The sequence below is a fragment of the Actinoplanes sp. NPDC051537 genome (assembly GCF_055586105.1).
Window position 1 is genome coordinate 203,764 of record NZ_JBVJIU010000016.1, and the last position, 14,589, is coordinate 218,352.

The following is a 14,589-nucleotide window of genomic DNA, read 5'->3' on the forward strand; positions in this document are numbered from 1 at the left end:
CCCGACGTGATCTTCAAAGCGGTCCGGGACGGAGCCCCGTATCCCGATCATCACACCACCCTCAAGGCGTGGGCCGAGATCCCGCCGCGGCCGATCCGCCTGGCCGACCTGATCACCACCAAGCGTGAGCTGGCGCTCGACAAGCTGCTCGCCGAGGACTCGACCTTCTACGGCGACCTCTTCCCGCACGTCGTGGAATATCAGGGCGCGCTCTATCTGGAGGACGGGCTGCACCGCGCGCTGCGGGCGGCCCTCCAGCAGCGCAACCAGATCCACGCGCGAGTCCTGGTGGTCGAGGGCTAACACCGTTAGTTTTAGGGCATGGCCGTAGCCCCGCTTGACCTTCTCGACCTCGACACCCTGCTCAGCGACGAGGAGCGCGACATCCGCGCGCTCTGCCGGCGGGTGGCCGACGATCGCGTACGCCCATCCGTGGCCGACTGGTTCGAGAACGGCGCCACCCCCGTCCGCGACCTCGCCGTCGAGTTCGGCAAGCTCGGCCTGCTCGGCATGCACCTGACCGGGTACGGCTGCGCCGGCGCCTCGGCCGTCTCCTACGGCCTGGCCTGCATGGAGCTCGAGGCCGCCGACTCCGGCGTCCGCTCGCTGGTCAGCGTGCAGGGTTCGCTGGCGATGTACGCGATCTGGAAGTACGGGTCGGCGGAGCAGAAGCAGCGCTGGCTGCCGGGCATGGCGGCCGGCGAGTTGATCGGCTGCTTCGGCCTCACCGAGCCCGACCACGGCTCCGACCCGGGAAACATGGCGACCCGGGCCCGCCGCGACGGGCCGGACTGGGTGCTCACCGGCGGCAAGATGTGGATCACGAACGCGCCGCTCGCCGACGTGGCGGTGATCTGGGCGCGGGCCGAGGACGGCGTGCTCGGCTTCGCGGTCCCGACCGACACGCCGGGCTTCTCGGCCCGGGAGATCAAGCACAAGATGTCGCTGCGGGCGTCCTCGACCGGCGAGATAACCCTCGATGGCGTACGCCTTCCGGAAGCGGCCCGGCTGCCGTCGGCGGCCGGGCTCAAGGCGCCGCTCTCGTGCCTGACCGAGGCCCGATTCGGCATCATCTGGGGCGCCCTGGGGGCCGCCCGTGACTGCCTGGCCACGGCGATCGACTACGCCGGCAGCCGCGAGCAGTTCGGCCGGCCGATCGCGGGCTTCCAGCTCACCCAGGCCAAGCTCGCCGACATGGCCCTCGAGCTGCAGAAGGGCTTCCTGCTCGCGCTGCACCTGGGCCGGCTGCGCGACTCGACCGGGTCGCTGCGCCCGGAGCAGGTCAGCGTCGGCAAGCTCAACAATGTGCGCGAGGCCATCAAGATCGCTCGGGAGTGCCGCACGATCCTCGGCGGGAACGGCATCAGCGGGGAGTACCCGATCATGCGGCATGCCGCGAACCTCGAGAGCGTGCTCACGTACGAGGGAACGTCGGAGATCCATCAGCTGGTGATCGGCCAGAAATTGACCGGTTTGAACGCTTTCGCCGGCTGAGCGGATGCGACTGTCGTACCCGCCTCGTACCTTATGGGTATGGCCCAGTCACCGGATGTCGACGAACCGACCAAGGAGTACCCGTCGGTTCCCGACGAGCCTGTCTCCACCCCCGAGCCCGCCACCCCCGAGTCCGAGCCCGAGCGCCGGAGCATCGTCGCTCGCGTCCTGATCTTCTTCGGCGTGGTCTTCGCCGTGATGGTCGCGGCCTGTTTCGGACTGCGCTCGCTCAACGTGCTGCCCTCTTTCGACAACCCGTTCGACAAGCAGCAGACGGACCGCAGCCAGCCGGTGCTGCTCCAATCCATGCGCGACCTGAGCCGCTACGTGGCGGCCGACGGCACCTTCCAGGTGATCGTCGACATGCAGGAGGACCGGAAATACATCCCCGACTGGCTGATCAACCGGCGCGTCCTGTTCGTCGGCTCGGGCACCGTCGAGGAGTACGTCGACTTCGGCACCCTGTCCGACAAGGCGCTCGAGGTCGACAACGAGAAGAAGACCATCAAGATCACGCTCCCGCCGCCGCAGCAGGGGCAGGTCGCGCTCGACCTGCAGCGCAGCTACGTGGCCGACGAAGACCGCGGCCTGCTGACCAGCATCGGCGACGCGTTCAAGACCGACACCGACAAACAGCAGCGGGTCTATCAGTCGGCCCAGCAGCGGATCACCGAGGCGGCCACCGCGAGCGGGCTCGACCAGCGCGCCCGGGACAACACCCAGCACATGCTGGAGAGCCTGTTCACCCGCCTCGGCTACACGTCGGTGACGATCACCTTCACCAGTCCGTGAGGCGTGGCCCGGCCCGCACCCTCGAACGGGTGTGAGCCGGGCCTCCGGCCCTACTCGTTGGGCATCAGGGCCCACAGAATGAGGTAGATGAGGAACTGCGGCCCGGGCAGCAGGCAGGAGACCACGAAGATCAGGCGGACCATGCCGGACGAGAGTCCGAACCGGCGTCCGAGGCCGGAGCAGACGCCGGCGATCCAACGGTCGTTGCGAGGGCGGGAGAGGCGGCTGGACACGGTCATCGTCTCCTTAACGGTCAGTCACGGGGAGTTCTCGCGACCAAGCTCGACGGTAAGTGCGCCGGGAACGGCTTCCCTCGGTCGCGAGGGGGAGATCGGCGGTCCGGTTCCCGTAAGGGTGACCCGTACCCGAAGGACACTCACTGTTAACCTGAACGCCGACTCCGGGACCCTTGTCAAGGCGGTGAAAGCTCCGTGACGCTTGCCGTCCTTTCCGGCAGCGGCAATGCCCTCGAACCGGCCGACGCCACCCACCTCGCGGACGATCTGGTCACGGCCCTGCACGAGGCCGGCGCGGCCGACGTCGAGCGCCTCGGCGACGACCCCGGCCGGCTGCGTGAGATCTCCCGGCGCGCGCACGACGCGGGCGAACGCCTGCTGATCTGCGCCGACGACCTGGTCGCCCACGCCGGACTGCTGCGCATCCTGGCCACCGAGCCCGGCGGCCGCAGCACCGCGCTGGTCATCGCCGACCCGGCCGGCGACCTGCGCGACGACCGCGGCAAGCTGGTGCCGGCCGAGCCCGGCGCGGGCACGGTCCGTTACCTCGGCGCCCTCTGTCTCGCCCCGGCCGACCTGGCCACGCTCGACAAGGTCGCCGACCGTCCGGACCTTTTCGCCGCTCTGCTCGACGCCGGCCTGGTGCCGGTCGCCACCCCGGTGCGGCTGCTGGCGGCCGAGCAGGTGCACACCCACGCCGAGTTGGCCCGCGCCCGCGCCGAGCTGGCCGCCGTCGACGAGGACAAGGCGCTCCTGCGGCTGGCGGTCAAGGAGAAGGACGACTTCTTCACCACGTACGCGGTGAGCTCGTGGTCGCCGATCGTGACCCGTGCCGCCGCCCGGCTCGGCCTCTCGCCCAGCGCCGTCACCTGGATCTCGGTGCTGTTCGCCGTGCTGTCCGCGCTCGCCTTCTGGCAGGCGTCCCGGCCCGCGATGATCGCCGGCGGCGTCCTGCTCTACCTCGGCTTCGTGCTCGACTGCGTGGACGGGCAGCTGGCCCGCTACACCCGCACGTTCGGCGCGTTCGGCGGCTGGCTCGACACGATGGCCGACCGCGCCAAGGAGTACGCGGTCTACGCCGGTCTCGCGGCGGGCGCCGAGCGCATCGGGCTGCCGTACGCGTGGCCGCTCGCCGTGGCCGCGATCCTGATCCAGACCGTCCGCCACATGACCGACACCTGGTACGGCGCGCTGCACGACGAGGCCGCCTCGCGACCGCGCCCGCAGGCCTCCGGCGGGGTCGGCGCCCGGCTCAGCGCCGCGTCGACCCGCGTGCAGGGCGAGACCGGCTCGGCGGCGTACTGGCTGAAAAGGATCGTGGTCTTCCCGATCGGCGAGCGCTGGGCCCTGATCGCGGTTCTCGCCATGATCTTCAACGGCCGGGTGACGCTGGTCGCGGTCGTGGCGTGCGGGCTGCTGGCCTTCGCGTACACGGGTGCCCTCCGCTCGCTGCGCTCGCTCTCGATGCGCGTCGGCGTGCTGAACACCGTGGACACCGCCCGGCACCGCGACGACGGCCCGCTGGTGCGGCACGTGCTCGCCCGGGCCTCGCTGCCCGGCCCGCTGGCGTTCGCCGCGCTCGGTGCCGCCGCCGCGCTGGCCCTGGTCGTCTCCCTGCTGACCGGGTGGCTCGAGGCGCCGGCCAAGCCCGCGCTCGCGGTCGCCGCGCTGCTCGTGCTCGGGGCCGGGCTGCCGGCCCGCGCCCGGCACGACGGCCCGCTCGACTGGCTGGTCCCGGCCGCGCTGCGGGCGGGCGAATACCTGCTGGTCGTCGCCGCCGGCCTGAGCGGCTCGGTCCCGCCGCCGGTGGTCTATCTGCTGCTGTTCACGCTGGCCCTGCGCCACTACGACCTGACCGCCCGGATGGAGAAGGGCGCGCCGGCCGGAAAGGCGGTGGGCGCGCCGATCGGCTGGGACGGCCGGGTCGTGCTGCTCACCGCGTTCGCGCTGGCCGGGGTGGCCACCGCGGGCGAGGTGCTGCTGGCCGTGGTGACCGGCGGCTCGTTCCTGTACAACGCGATCGCCGACTGGCGGGCGGGCGGCCGGAGCTCGTGACCCTGCTGAGCATCGTCCTGCCCGTCTACCGGGTGCAGGGCTACCTGCGACAGTGCCTCGACTCGGTGCTGAGCCAGTCCTTCGGCGACTTCGAGATCGTGGCCGTCGACGACTGCTCGCCCGACTACAGCGGCGTGATCCTCGCCGAGTACGCGGCCCGCGACTCCCGCGTCCGGGTGGTCACCTCGCCGGAGAACGTCGGCCTCGGCCGGGCCCGCAACCTCGGCCTCGAGCACGCCACCGGCGAGTACGTCTGGTTCGTCGACAGCGACGACTGGCTGGCCACCGGCGCGCTCGCCGCGGTGGCCGCCCGGCTGCGGGAGAGCGACGCCGACGTGCTGGTGGTGGGCTGGGACCGGGTGCACTGGGACGGCCCGGTACAGCCCGGCTCGGCGCGCACCCTGCTCGGCGACGCGCCCCGGCTGTTCTCGGTCGAGGACTGGCCCCAGGTGATCGACGTCCTGCACGTGGCGTGGAACAAGGTGATCCGCCGCGAGCTGCTGGTGCGGCTCGGCCTGTCCTTCGAGACCGGCTGGTACGAGGACGTCTCGTTCACGTTCCCGCTGCTGGTGGCCACCAATCGGATCAGCGCCCTGCCGCGCACCTGCGTGCACTACCGCCAGCGGCGGACGGGCGCGATCACCCGTACCGTCGGCGACCGGCATTTCGAGGTCTTCGACCACTGGGAGCACGCGCTCGCGCTCTGCGCCAAGTACGCCCAATCCGGCGACCTGGTGCGCGGGCTGCTGTTCCGCCGGATGCTCTGGCACCTCATGCGGGTGCTGCGGAACGACACCCGGGTGCCGCGCCGGTCGCGCCGCCGCTTCTTCGCCCGGGCGACCGAGATGTATCACAAGCACCGGCCCCCGGCGGGCTTCCCGTCGCCGGGTGGTGGCGAGGGCCTGCGCTACCGCTTCGTGGCGCACGGGTCGTACGCGCTGTTCCGCCTGGCCGAGGTGGCGATGTCGGCGATCCGGTCGGCCCAGGAGGCGTCGAGCGGGCCGCGCCGCCGCCTGTCCGAGCGCTCCCGGATGGTCGTGGGCCACCTGTACTACCGGCTCCACCTCCTGTTGCCGGTCGACCGGTCGCTCGCGCTCTACGCCGCGTATTGGTTCCGGGGCGTCGCCTGCAACCCGGCCGCGATCGCCGACAAGGCCGCCGAGCTCGCGCCCGGGGTGCGGCCGCTGTGGGTGGTCGGGCCGGCCCGGGCGGCCGCGCTGCCGCCGGGCACGCCGCACGTGGTGGCCGGCACGTTCCGGTACTACCGCGCGCTGGCCCGGGCCGGCTATCTGGTCAACAACGTCAACTGGCCGGGCTGGACGGTCAAACGCCGCGGCGCCACGCACGTGATGACCCACCACGGCACCCCGCTCAAGATGATGGGGATGGACCAGCTCGACCATCCCGCCGCGGCGCGCGGGGCCGACCTCCCGGGCCAGATGCGCCGGGCCGACAAGTGGGACTTCAGCGTGACGGCCAACGCGCACAGCACGATCGCCTGGGAACGGGCCTACCCGTGCGCGTACGAGACGCTCGAGGTCGGCTATCCCCGCAACGACCGCCTGGCCACCGCGACCGCCGAGGACGCCGCCGCGGCCCGCGAGCGGCTCGGCATCCCGCCCGGCCACCGGGTCGTCCTCTACGCCCCCACCCATCGCGAGTGGCTGCCGGCCGGCACCTTCGTGCTGGACGTCGAGCGGCTCGCCGGCGCGCTCGGCCCCGGCACGGTCCTGCTGGTGCGGGCGCACTACTCGCACGTCGGCGCCGACCAGGCCGGCCGCGCGCCCGGCGGCCCGGGCCGGCTCGTCGACGTCTCCGGCTACCGCTCGGTCGAGGATCTCTACCTGGCCGCCGACGTGCTGCTCACCGACTACTCGTCGGCGATGTTCGACTTCGCCGTGCTGGACCGGCCCGTGGTGATCTTCGCGCCGGACTGGCCGGTCTACCGCGACCTGCGCGGGGTGTACTTCGATCTGCTCGCCGAGCCGCCCGGCCCGGTCGCCACGGAGTTCGACGAGGTCGTCCGGATCCTGCGGACGGACGAGCGGGACGATGCCGCCCGCGCGGCGTTCCGCGCCCGGTTCTGCTACCTCGACGACGGCCGGGCGGCGGAGCGGGTGGTTCGCCGGGTCTTTCTGGACGAGCCTAATCTGCCGTAATCGGTCCGCTACTGTGCGCAAATGGCACGTTCACCCGATGGCGGCATATAGATACTCCTCGTCAAAGTGAGCTAGATCGCCGACCATCGTGGGATCGGGGTCATTGCGCACATTCCCGGCAGGAGGTAGAGACGGTGTCCACCGTCTTGCTCAAGGACGTCACCAAGGTTTGGCCCGATGGCACGGTTGCCGTCAATCACGTGAGCCTGGACGTGAAGGACGGTGAGTTTCTCGTGCTCCTGGGCCCGTCCGGCTGCGGGAAATCCACCATTTTGCGCATGATCGCAGGCCTTGAAGATCCCTCCGAAGGGGACATTCTTCTCAACGGCGACCCGGTGCTGGAATTGGCGCCCCGGGACCGCAGTATCGCCATGGTATTCCAGGATTTCGCCCTTTATCCGCACATGACGGTAAAGGACAACATCGGCTTTCCGCTCCGTCTGTCCGGAATGGAACAGACCAATCGACTCGAGCGGGTCGGCGACGTCGCGAGCGCGCTCGGCATCGGCGACGTGCTCGCCCGCAAGCCGAGCCAGCTCTCCGGCGGCCAGCGCCAGCGCGTCGCCATGGGCCGCGCCATCGTGCGCCGCCCCGGCCTCTTCCTGATGGACGAACCACTGTCGAACCTGGACAGTGGTCTCCGCGCCGAGCTGCGGGCCGAGATCACCGGCCTCACCCGCGAGCTCGGCGTCACCACCATGTACGTGACGCACGACCAGGCCGAGGCGCTCACCATGGCCGACCGCGTGGCGATCATGCGGAAGGGCATCCTCCAGGACGTCGGCACCCCGACCGAGGTGTACGGGCGACCGGCCACCCTCTACGTGGCGGCCTTCCTGGGCTCGCCCCGGATGAACCTGCTCGAGGCGTCCGTTTATGTGCACCTCGACCAGTACGTCGCGCTGAACTTCGGCGAGCAGGCGCTGTACCTGCCGTGGAACGACATCCGGGCCCGGGCCGTGGCGCACTACCACGGCGAGCGCATCGTGGTCGGCCTGCGAGCCGAGGCGCTCACCCCGGTCGCGCCGGACGTGCAGGGCGACATCCTGCGCGGCCGCATCCGCTACCTCGAGCACCACGGGCACGAGTCGCTGGCGTACCTCGACATCGGCGCGACCGCGATCGTGGTCGACGAGATGGGCACCGGCAAGCCCGACCCCGAGCCGGGTGGCGCGTTCAGGCGCTTCGGCGGCGCGCTCCAGAAGCTCGCGGGCCGCGGGGGCACCGGCGCCACCGCCACGGCCGTGCAGCCCCGGCCGGAGCGCGACAGCGTGCTCGACCCGGGTCGCCACCACCGCCGGCCGGCCGAGCTCGCGGTTCGCCTGGCGCCGTACCCGGCCGTCTCGCCCGGGCATCCGCTCGCCGTCGCGGTACGGATGGATGCCCTGCACTTCTTCGACGAGCGTGGCGATCGCATCGACGTCGGTTGGCGGTGACCACCTCTTCCGAGGTTGATCGCTCATGGCTGCTGCAACCGGACGACCACGACGCGTAGGCTGCACGACGGTGGAGGAGAGATTGGGACAGAGCGTGCGTTCGGCTCCCGAGGTGGAGTCGTCCGGCGACGATGCGCCCCGCTCTCCGCAACTGCTCGACCGGCGCTTCGGCCGGGACGAGATCGCCGTGGTGCGGCACGAGGTGTCCGGCCGGCTCGCCGCCGCCGGCCTGGCCGGCGACCGGTTGCAGGGCTTCGTCCTGGCCATCAACGAAGTGATCACCAACGTCGTGCTGCACGCCGGCGGGCCGGGCCGGGCGGTGCTCTGGCTGGCCGGCGGGTCGGCGTGGTGCACGGTGACCGACTCCGGCCCCGGCATCCCGGCGCAGTACCTCCACCAGCCCGACGTGCCCGGCGCGTTCGAGGTCGGCGGGCGGGGCATCTGGCTGGCATATCAGCTGTGCGACGAGGTGACGGTCGCCACCGGCCCGATCGGTACCACGATCGGGCTGCGGATCGAGTTGCCGCGCCGCCTGTCACCGGCGTGAAACAGCAGCTTGAACAGCATGTAAAGCGCTCGGAAAATGTGAAGCTGCCCTTCGGGACTCACCGCGAGCCGCATGCGACTACATTGGGCGCGTGCTCGGACTACCTCCGCATGTGACCGCATGCCTTTTTGATCTTGACGGCGTGCTCACGCAGACCGCACTCGTGCACAATGCTGCGTGGAAACAAACGTTCGACACGTTCCTCGAGACGTGGTCGGCACAGCACGGGCAAGAGTTCGTGCCGTTCGACTCCGGCGCCGACTACCACCGATATGTCGACGGCCGGCCACGCGCCGATGGTGTCCGCACCTTCCTCGCCTCTCGTGGTATCACCCTGCCCGAGGGAAGCGCGGACGACGGTCCCGACCAGCAGACCGTCAACGGCATCGGCAACAAGAAGAACATCCTCGTCCTGCAGAAGATCAAAGAAGGCGCCGTACAGGTCTACGAGGGCTCCGTGGAGTACCTGAAGGCCGCCCGTGACGCGGGACTGCGCCGCGTGGTCGTCTCGGCCAGCGCCAACTGCAAGGACGTGCTGGAAGCCGCGGGTATTGCGGACCTCATAGAGGAGCGCGTGGACGGTGTGACCGCACGCGAGCAAGACTTGCCGGGCAAGCCGGCACCCGACACTTTCCTGTATGGCGCGAAACTCCTCGGGCTTCCCCCCGAGAGCTGTGCCGTCTACGAGGACGCTCAGGCCGGCGTTGCCGCTGGCAGAGCCGGTGCCTTCGGGATCGTGGTCGGTGTGGACCGCGTCGGACAACGTGACGCTTTGCTTGAGCATGGGGCGGACATTGTGGTCACGGACCTGTCCGAACTCCTGAAGCGCTGAACACGTAACAGCGCTTATATCTTCACGACTTTCTTTACTCATTCACGAGAGGCACCACCGTGATCCGTGAACGGGCATATCCCGTGGACCCCTGGCACATCCGGGAGACCCGGCTCGACCTGGACCTGCTGGCCCAGTCCGAGTCGGTGTTCGCGCTTGCCAACGGGCACATCGGGATACGCGGAAACCTGGACGAGGGCGAGCCGCACGGCCTGCCGGGTACGTACCTGAACTCGTTCTACGAGCTGCGCCCGCTGCCGTACGCCGAGGCCGGCTATGGATTCCCCGAGTCCGGCCAGACGATGATCAACGTGACCAACAGCAAGCTCATGCGGCTGCTGGTCGACGACGAGCCGTTCGACGTACGGTATGGCGAGCTCCGCTCCCACGAGCGCGTGCTCGACCTGCGAGCCGGCACGCTCGAGCGCAGCGTCGAGTGGGTCTCCCCGTCCGGGCAGGCGATCCGGGTTCGCACCGTGCGGCTGGTCTCGTTCACCCAGCGCGCCGTGGTGGCGTTCCTCTACGAGGTCGAGCCGCTGGACGCCTCGGCCCGGCTGATCCTCCAGTCCGAGCTGGTCGCCAACGAGCAGCTCCCGCCGATGAGCAAGGACCCGCGCGTCGCGGCCGTGCTCGACCACCCGCTGCAGGCCGAGGAGATGCTCGAGCAGCGCACCGGCGGCCTGCTCGTGCACCGCACCAAGGCGAGCGACCTGCGGATGGCCGCGGCCATGGAGCACCTCATCGAGGCGCCCGGCAAGCACGCGATCACCACCGAGGGCCACCCCGACTGGCTGCGCACGACCGTGGCGAGCAAGCTCGAGCCGGGACAGAAGCTGCGTGTGGTCAAGCTCGCCGCGTACGGCTGGTCCGGGAGCCGTTCCGTGCCCGCCATCCGCGACCAGGTGGGCGCCGCGCTCGCGAGCGCCCGGCTGGACGGCTGGGAGGGCCTCGTGGAGGCCCAGCGCGAGTACCTGGACGCGTTCTGGGACCACTCCGACGTCAAGGTCGAGGGCGACCCCGAGGTGCAGCAGGCCGTACGCTTCGGTCTCTTCCACACCCTGCAGGCGGGCGCCCGGGCCGAGCAGCGCCCGATCGGCTCCAAGGGCCTCTCCGGCCCCGGCTACGACGGCCACACGTTCTGGGACGCCGAGACGTTCGTGCTGCCCGCGCTGACCTACACGCAGCCCTCGGCCGCCGCCGACGTGCTGCGCTGGCGGCACTCCACGCTCGATCTGGCCCGGGAGCGGGCGCAGACGCTCGGCCTCCAGGGCGCCGCGTTCCCGTGGCGGACGATCCGTGGCCAGGAGTGCTCGGCGTACTGGCCGGCCGGCACCGCGGGCTTCCACATCGGCGCCGACATCGCCGACGCGGTCCGCCGCTACGTGCAGGCCACCGGCGACTACGACTTCGAGCGCGAGGTCGGCCTCGAGCTGCTGGTGGAGACCGCGCGGCTGTGGCGCTCGCTGGGCCACCACGACCGGCACGGCCGCTTCCACATCGACGGGGTCACCGGCCCCGACGAGTACACGGCCGTGGTCGACGACAACATCTACACCAACCTGATGGCCCAGCAGAACATGTTCAGCGCGGTGGAGGCCTGCAAGCGGCACCCCGACCTCGCCCGCAAGCTCGGCGTGGACGACGAGGAAATGGCGTCGTGGCGGGATGCGGCGGCCGCGGTGCACATCCCGTACGACCGCGAATTGCAGGTCCATCAGCAGTCCGAGGGCTTCACCCGGCTCCAGGAGTGGGACTTCGAGAACACCCCGCCCGAGGCGTACCCGCTGCTGCTCAACTACCCGTACTTCGACCTGTACCGCAAGCAGGTGGTCAAGCAGGCCGACCTGGTCATGGCGATGTACATCCGGGGTGACGCGTTCACGCCGGAGGAGAAGCAGCGCAACTTCCTCTACTACGACGCCCGTACGGTCCGGGACTCGTCGTTGTCGGCGTGCATCCAGGCGGTGCTGGCGGCCGAGGTCGGGCACCTCGAGCTGGCCCACGACTACCTGGGCGAGGCCGCCCTGATGGACCTGCACGACCTGCACCAGAACTCGCGGGACGGCGTGCACGTAGCATCGCTGGCCGGCACCTGGATCTCGCTGGTCGCCGGCCTCGGCGGCATGCGCGACTTCAACGGCCAGCTGTCGTTCGCGCCCCGCCTGCCCAGCCGGATCAGCAACCTGGAGTTCTCGCTGCTGTGGCGCGGGCTCCGGCTGCGGGTGAACGTGTCGGCCGACGAGGTGACCTACTCGCTGCGCAACGGCGGCGGCTCGGCCCGGCTCGTGCTGATGCACCACGGCAAGGAGGTCGAGGTGACCCAGGTGAAGCCGGTGAGCGTGCCGATTCCGCCGGCCGGACCGGTGGGGCCGCCGCCGACCCAGCCGGCGGGCCGGGCCCCGGTGCGCCGGGCTCCGCAGGACTGACCGAAAACGACGAGGCCCTCCGCGATAAGTCGCGGAGGGCCTCGTCGTTTCGGCGCTTTTCGGCTCTTACAGCAGGGATACGTGCACGTGGTCCTTGTGGGCGCTCACACCGTGATAGGCGTGCCACTTGCCGGTCGCCGGGAACCAGATCTGCTGATACCAGATGACGTAGTAGATGCCCAACCGGTCGGCGTTGCGCACGAGGAACGCCATCAGGTTGTTGCCGTAATTCTTCATGTCGGCGTTGTGCGCGTTCGAGAAACCGCTCTTCTGCAGGGACCAGTCGCAGGCCCGGCCCTTCGGATGCTCGAACGGCCCGCCGTTGCGGTGACAGCCGACGAAGCGATTGAAGCCCGCCTTCTTCACCTCTTGGTAGAGGTGCAATGTACGCGCGGTGATGCAACCGTCGGTGGTGGGATCGTTGACGGTGCATTTCTCCGGGGAGAAACCGCCATCGGCGTTACGCGGGGCGGGCGCCGCGGTCTTCGACACCGCGTCGACGAAGCCGCCGGTGAGGCTCGTCCCGCCGACCAGCGTCAGCGCCTTCTCGGCCGAGTCCTTCTGCTTCTGCATCACGAGCAGGCTCGTCTTCTGCGCCTTCACCTCGGCGTCGAGCGCGGCCTTCTTGCTGTTGACCTCGTCGATCGCCGCGTTGAGCTCGTGCAGCTTCCGGTCGTGCAGCGTATTGATCTCCTCGAGGGAGACCGCCTTCTTCAGGAAGTCGCTCGACCCCTGGCTGCCGAGCAGGAAGCTCGCGGCGCCGAGGTGGCCGGTCTGGTACTGCTGCGAGGCGATCGCGTTGACCTCGGGGATCAGCGTGTTGCGCTTGGCCTCGGCCAGGTTGATCTGGACGGCCAGCAGCTTCTGGGCCGCTGTCGACTTCGTCACCGCGGCCTTCGCCTGCACGTACTTGCGGTTCGAGGACTCGAGCACGTCGTTGAGCGTCGCGTTCGCCTCGATGTCGTCATCGCCCTCGTCGGGAGTCGCCGACGTCCCTGAGGAGGTGTCGGGGTCGGCGCTCGCGGGGGCGGCCGGAGCCGCCGCCAGGAACGAGACAGCCACGAGCGGCGCCAGGGCAAGCGTGAGCCACCGGCGGGTTCGTACGGTCATCCAGCCAGGTTCCTTCCGGTTAACCGCCGACCGGGTTAGCTGACGGGTTCGGGACGGAAGCGATCCCTACCGCTCTCGCGGATTCACCCCATTGAGGAACGTTTGGTTCCCCGGCTCGCCTCGCGGCGATTAGGCGGTGGTCTGCCGGCGCCTCGGGGGCGGCGCCTTCGGCGGCAGAGCCGTCGGTGAGTTTACCCGAGAGTCGGGAACGCATCAGGGTCCAATAATCGATGAATGCAGTGAGCGGGCAAACACTTTCCGTCATGACGTGACCCATGGTCATCAATCAATCGCATACGGTACGAGAACTGTCGATCAATCGATCTTCTGGGTATCGTCGTTCCCGATCCCCGGCCGGGGATCGCCGCCTAATCGCCGCGAGGCGAGCCGGGGAACCAAACGTTTCCTCCTGGGGTGAATCCGCGCGAGCGGTAGGGAACTTCCGTCCCGAACCCGTCAGCTAACTCGGTCGGCGGCCGACGGAAGGAAAGAGTGTGCGGCACAAAACTGTCCGCCGCCGATTAGCGGCAACGCTCGCCCTGCTGATGGCCGTCGCCGGGCTCGCGTTCGCGGCCCCGGCCGCCGCGGCGCCGGGCGACAGCGGAGACGACGGCGAGGGCGGCTCCAAGACGCTGATCCAGCAGCTCGAGGCGGCCTCCAAGGGCTACCTCGTGGCCCGGGACGCGCTCGCCGCCTCGAAAACCCAGCAGGCCCAGCTCACCGCCCGGATCAAGCAGCTGGACGTCGAGGTCGCTCCCCTTCAGGCGACGGTCGACCAGATCGTCACGGAGGCCTACAAGTCCGGTCGCCTCGGGCCGATGAGCGCGCTGCTCACCGCCAGCTCGGGCGCCGGCTTCCTGGACCGGGCCGAGACGCTCGAGACGGTGGCGGTCAAGCAGCAAGCGGCGCTCTCCGACCTGCGGGCCAACCGTGACGAGCAGGCCAAGGCCAAGCTGGCGATCGACGCCACCATTCGTGACCAGCAGAAGCAGGTCAACGTGATGGCCAAGCGCAAGGTTCAGGCCGAGAGCGCGCTGAAGGCGGCCAACGCCGGGCAGGACGACCCGCAGCCCAGCGACGGCGGCAGCAGCAAGTCGGCGTCCTCGTTCTCGGGCGGCAGCGGCATGGTGGACGACCCGACCAGCGGTGGCCGCATCACCCAGCGCCTGCTCTTCGCGATGCGGCAGGCCCAGGCCGATGGGTTCACGCACTACGTGCACTGCTGGCGCGAGCAGAACAGCGGCGAGCATCCCAAGGGCCGGGCCTGCGACTTCGCGGCCGACAAGGGCGGGTTCGGCGGAGTGGCGACCGGCGCCAGCAAGACGTACGGGAACAACCTGGCCAACTACTTCATCAACAATTCCAGCAAGCTGGGTGTGCTCTACGTCATCTGGTTCCGGCGGATCTGGCTACCGTCGAGCGGCTGGAAGGCGTACAGCGGTGGCAACGGCGATCCGTCCAGCGATCACACGAACCACGTACACCTGTCGGTGATTTAGGGA

At 69.9% G+C, this 14,589-nt stretch carries 12 protein-coding genes and 2 riboswitches; of the genes, 10 read left to right on the plus strand and 2 right to left on the minus strand.

What is annotated here, in order from left to right; genetic code table 11:
- Positions 1-6 precede the first annotated feature (6 nt).
- Genes ACZ6TB_RS34920 through ACZ6TB_RS34930 form a run of 3 tightly spaced genes read left to right on the plus strand, consistent with a single transcriptional unit; the run spans position 7 to position 2,286 of the window.
- A complete protein-coding gene (locus tag ACZ6TB_RS34920) occupies positions 7-303 on the plus strand; it encodes a type II toxin-antitoxin system VapB family antitoxin (protein WP_014687530.1) in 297 nt (98 codons plus the stop codon).
- A gap of 18 nt (positions 304-321) precedes the next feature.
- Positions 322-1,494: an acyl-CoA dehydrogenase family protein gene (locus tag ACZ6TB_RS34925; protein WP_465561824.1), complete on the plus strand. Its 1,173-nt coding sequence runs from the start codon at positions 322-324 to the stop codon at positions 1,492-1,494.
- Positions 1,495-1,533: 39 nt separating this feature from the next.
- On the plus strand, positions 1,534-2,286 hold the full coding sequence (locus ACZ6TB_RS34930; protein WP_465561825.1) for a DUF4230 domain-containing protein: 753 nt from the start codon (positions 1,534-1,536) through the stop codon (positions 2,284-2,286).
- A 50-nt stretch (positions 2,287-2,336) separates the two neighbouring features.
- Here the strand turns inward: ACZ6TB_RS34930 and ACZ6TB_RS34935 are convergent, their stop codons facing one another.
- Positions 2,337-2,525, minus strand: a complete 189-nt coding sequence (locus tag ACZ6TB_RS34935) for a PspC domain-containing protein (protein ID WP_465561827.1) — start codon at positions 2,523-2,525, stop codon at positions 2,337-2,339.
- Positions 2,526-2,717: 192 nt separating this feature from the next.
- Here ACZ6TB_RS34935 and ACZ6TB_RS34940 point away from each other — a divergent pair, with 192 nt between their 5' ends.
- The 6 genes from ACZ6TB_RS34940 to ACZ6TB_RS34965 all read left to right on the plus strand — a co-directional run bounded on the left by ACZ6TB_RS34940 (position 2,718) and on the right by ACZ6TB_RS34965 (position 11,977).
- Positions 2,718-4,577 (plus strand): DUF5941 domain-containing protein, encoded by a 1,860-nt coding sequence (locus tag ACZ6TB_RS34940; protein ID WP_465561829.1) that lies wholly within the window; start codon positions 2,718-2,720, stop codon positions 4,575-4,577.
- Positions 4,574-6,736: a bifunctional glycosyltransferase/CDP-glycerol:glycerophosphate glycerophosphotransferase gene (locus ACZ6TB_RS34945; protein ID WP_465561831.1), complete on the plus strand. Its 2,163-nt coding sequence runs from the start codon at positions 4,574-4,576 to the stop codon at positions 6,734-6,736. Before ACZ6TB_RS34940 ends, ACZ6TB_RS34945 begins: the two co-directional genes overlap by 4 nt.
- A 134-nt stretch (positions 6,737-6,870) precedes the next feature.
- Positions 6,871-8,172 (plus strand): ABC transporter ATP-binding protein, encoded by a 1,302-nt coding sequence (locus ACZ6TB_RS34950; protein WP_465561832.1) that lies wholly within the window; start codon positions 6,871-6,873, stop codon positions 8,170-8,172.
- 94 nt (positions 8,173-8,266) lie between these two features.
- On the plus strand, positions 8,267-8,719 hold the full coding sequence (locus ACZ6TB_RS34955; protein WP_465561834.1) for an ATP-binding protein: 453 nt from the start codon (positions 8,267-8,269) through the stop codon (positions 8,717-8,719).
- A gap of 91 nt (positions 8,720-8,810) precedes the next feature.
- Entirely contained in the window at positions 8,811-9,551 is a 741-nt protein-coding gene (locus ACZ6TB_RS34960; RefSeq protein ID WP_465561836.1) for an HAD family hydrolase, read from the plus strand.
- A 59-nt stretch (positions 9,552-9,610) separates the two neighbouring features.
- The gene (locus tag ACZ6TB_RS34965) at positions 9,611-11,977 is read left to right on the plus strand and encodes a glycoside hydrolase family 65 protein (protein WP_465561838.1); all 2,367 of its coding nucleotides are present in this window, start codon (positions 9,611-9,613) and stop codon (positions 11,975-11,977) included.
- 66 nt (positions 11,978-12,043) lie between these two features.
- Here the strand turns inward: ACZ6TB_RS34965 and ACZ6TB_RS34970 are convergent, their stop codons facing one another.
- Positions 12,044-13,087 (minus strand): coiled-coil domain-containing protein, encoded by a 1,044-nt coding sequence (locus ACZ6TB_RS34970; protein WP_465561840.1) that lies wholly within the window; start codon positions 13,085-13,087, stop codon positions 12,044-12,046.
- 9 nt (positions 13,088-13,096) lie between these two features.
- Positions 13,097-13,233, minus strand: a riboswitch (cyclic di-AMP (ydaO/yuaA leader).
- 209 nt (positions 13,234-13,442) lie between these two features.
- Positions 13,443-13,578, plus strand: a riboswitch (cyclic di-AMP (ydaO/yuaA leader).
- Positions 13,579-13,581: 3 nt separating this feature from the next.
- Here ACZ6TB_RS34970 and ACZ6TB_RS34975 point away from each other — a divergent pair.
- A complete protein-coding gene (locus ACZ6TB_RS34975; protein ID WP_465561842.1) occupies positions 13,582-14,586 on the plus strand; it encodes a coiled-coil domain-containing protein in 1,005 nt (334 codons plus the stop codon).
- Positions 14,587-14,589 lie beyond the last annotated feature (3 nt).

What these genes read in the sequence shown, in the direction of transcription:
- ACZ6TB_RS34925 (WP_465561824.1), top strand. Translation starts at nt 322, where the DNA reads ATGGCCGTAGCCCCGCTTGACCTTCTCGACCTCGACACCCTGCTCAGC.
- ACZ6TB_RS34930 (WP_465561825.1), top strand. Translation starts at nt 1,534, where the DNA reads ATGGCCCAGTCACCGGATGTCGACGAACCGACCAAGGAGTACCCGTCG.
- ACZ6TB_RS34935 (WP_465561827.1), bottom strand. Translation starts at nt 2,525, where the DNA reads ATGACCGTGTCCAGCCGCCTCTCCCGCCCTCGCAACGACCGTTGGATC.
- ACZ6TB_RS34970 (WP_465561840.1), bottom strand. Translation starts at nt 13,087, where the DNA reads ATGACCGTACGAACCCGCCGGTGGCTCACGCTTGCCCTGGCGCCGCTC.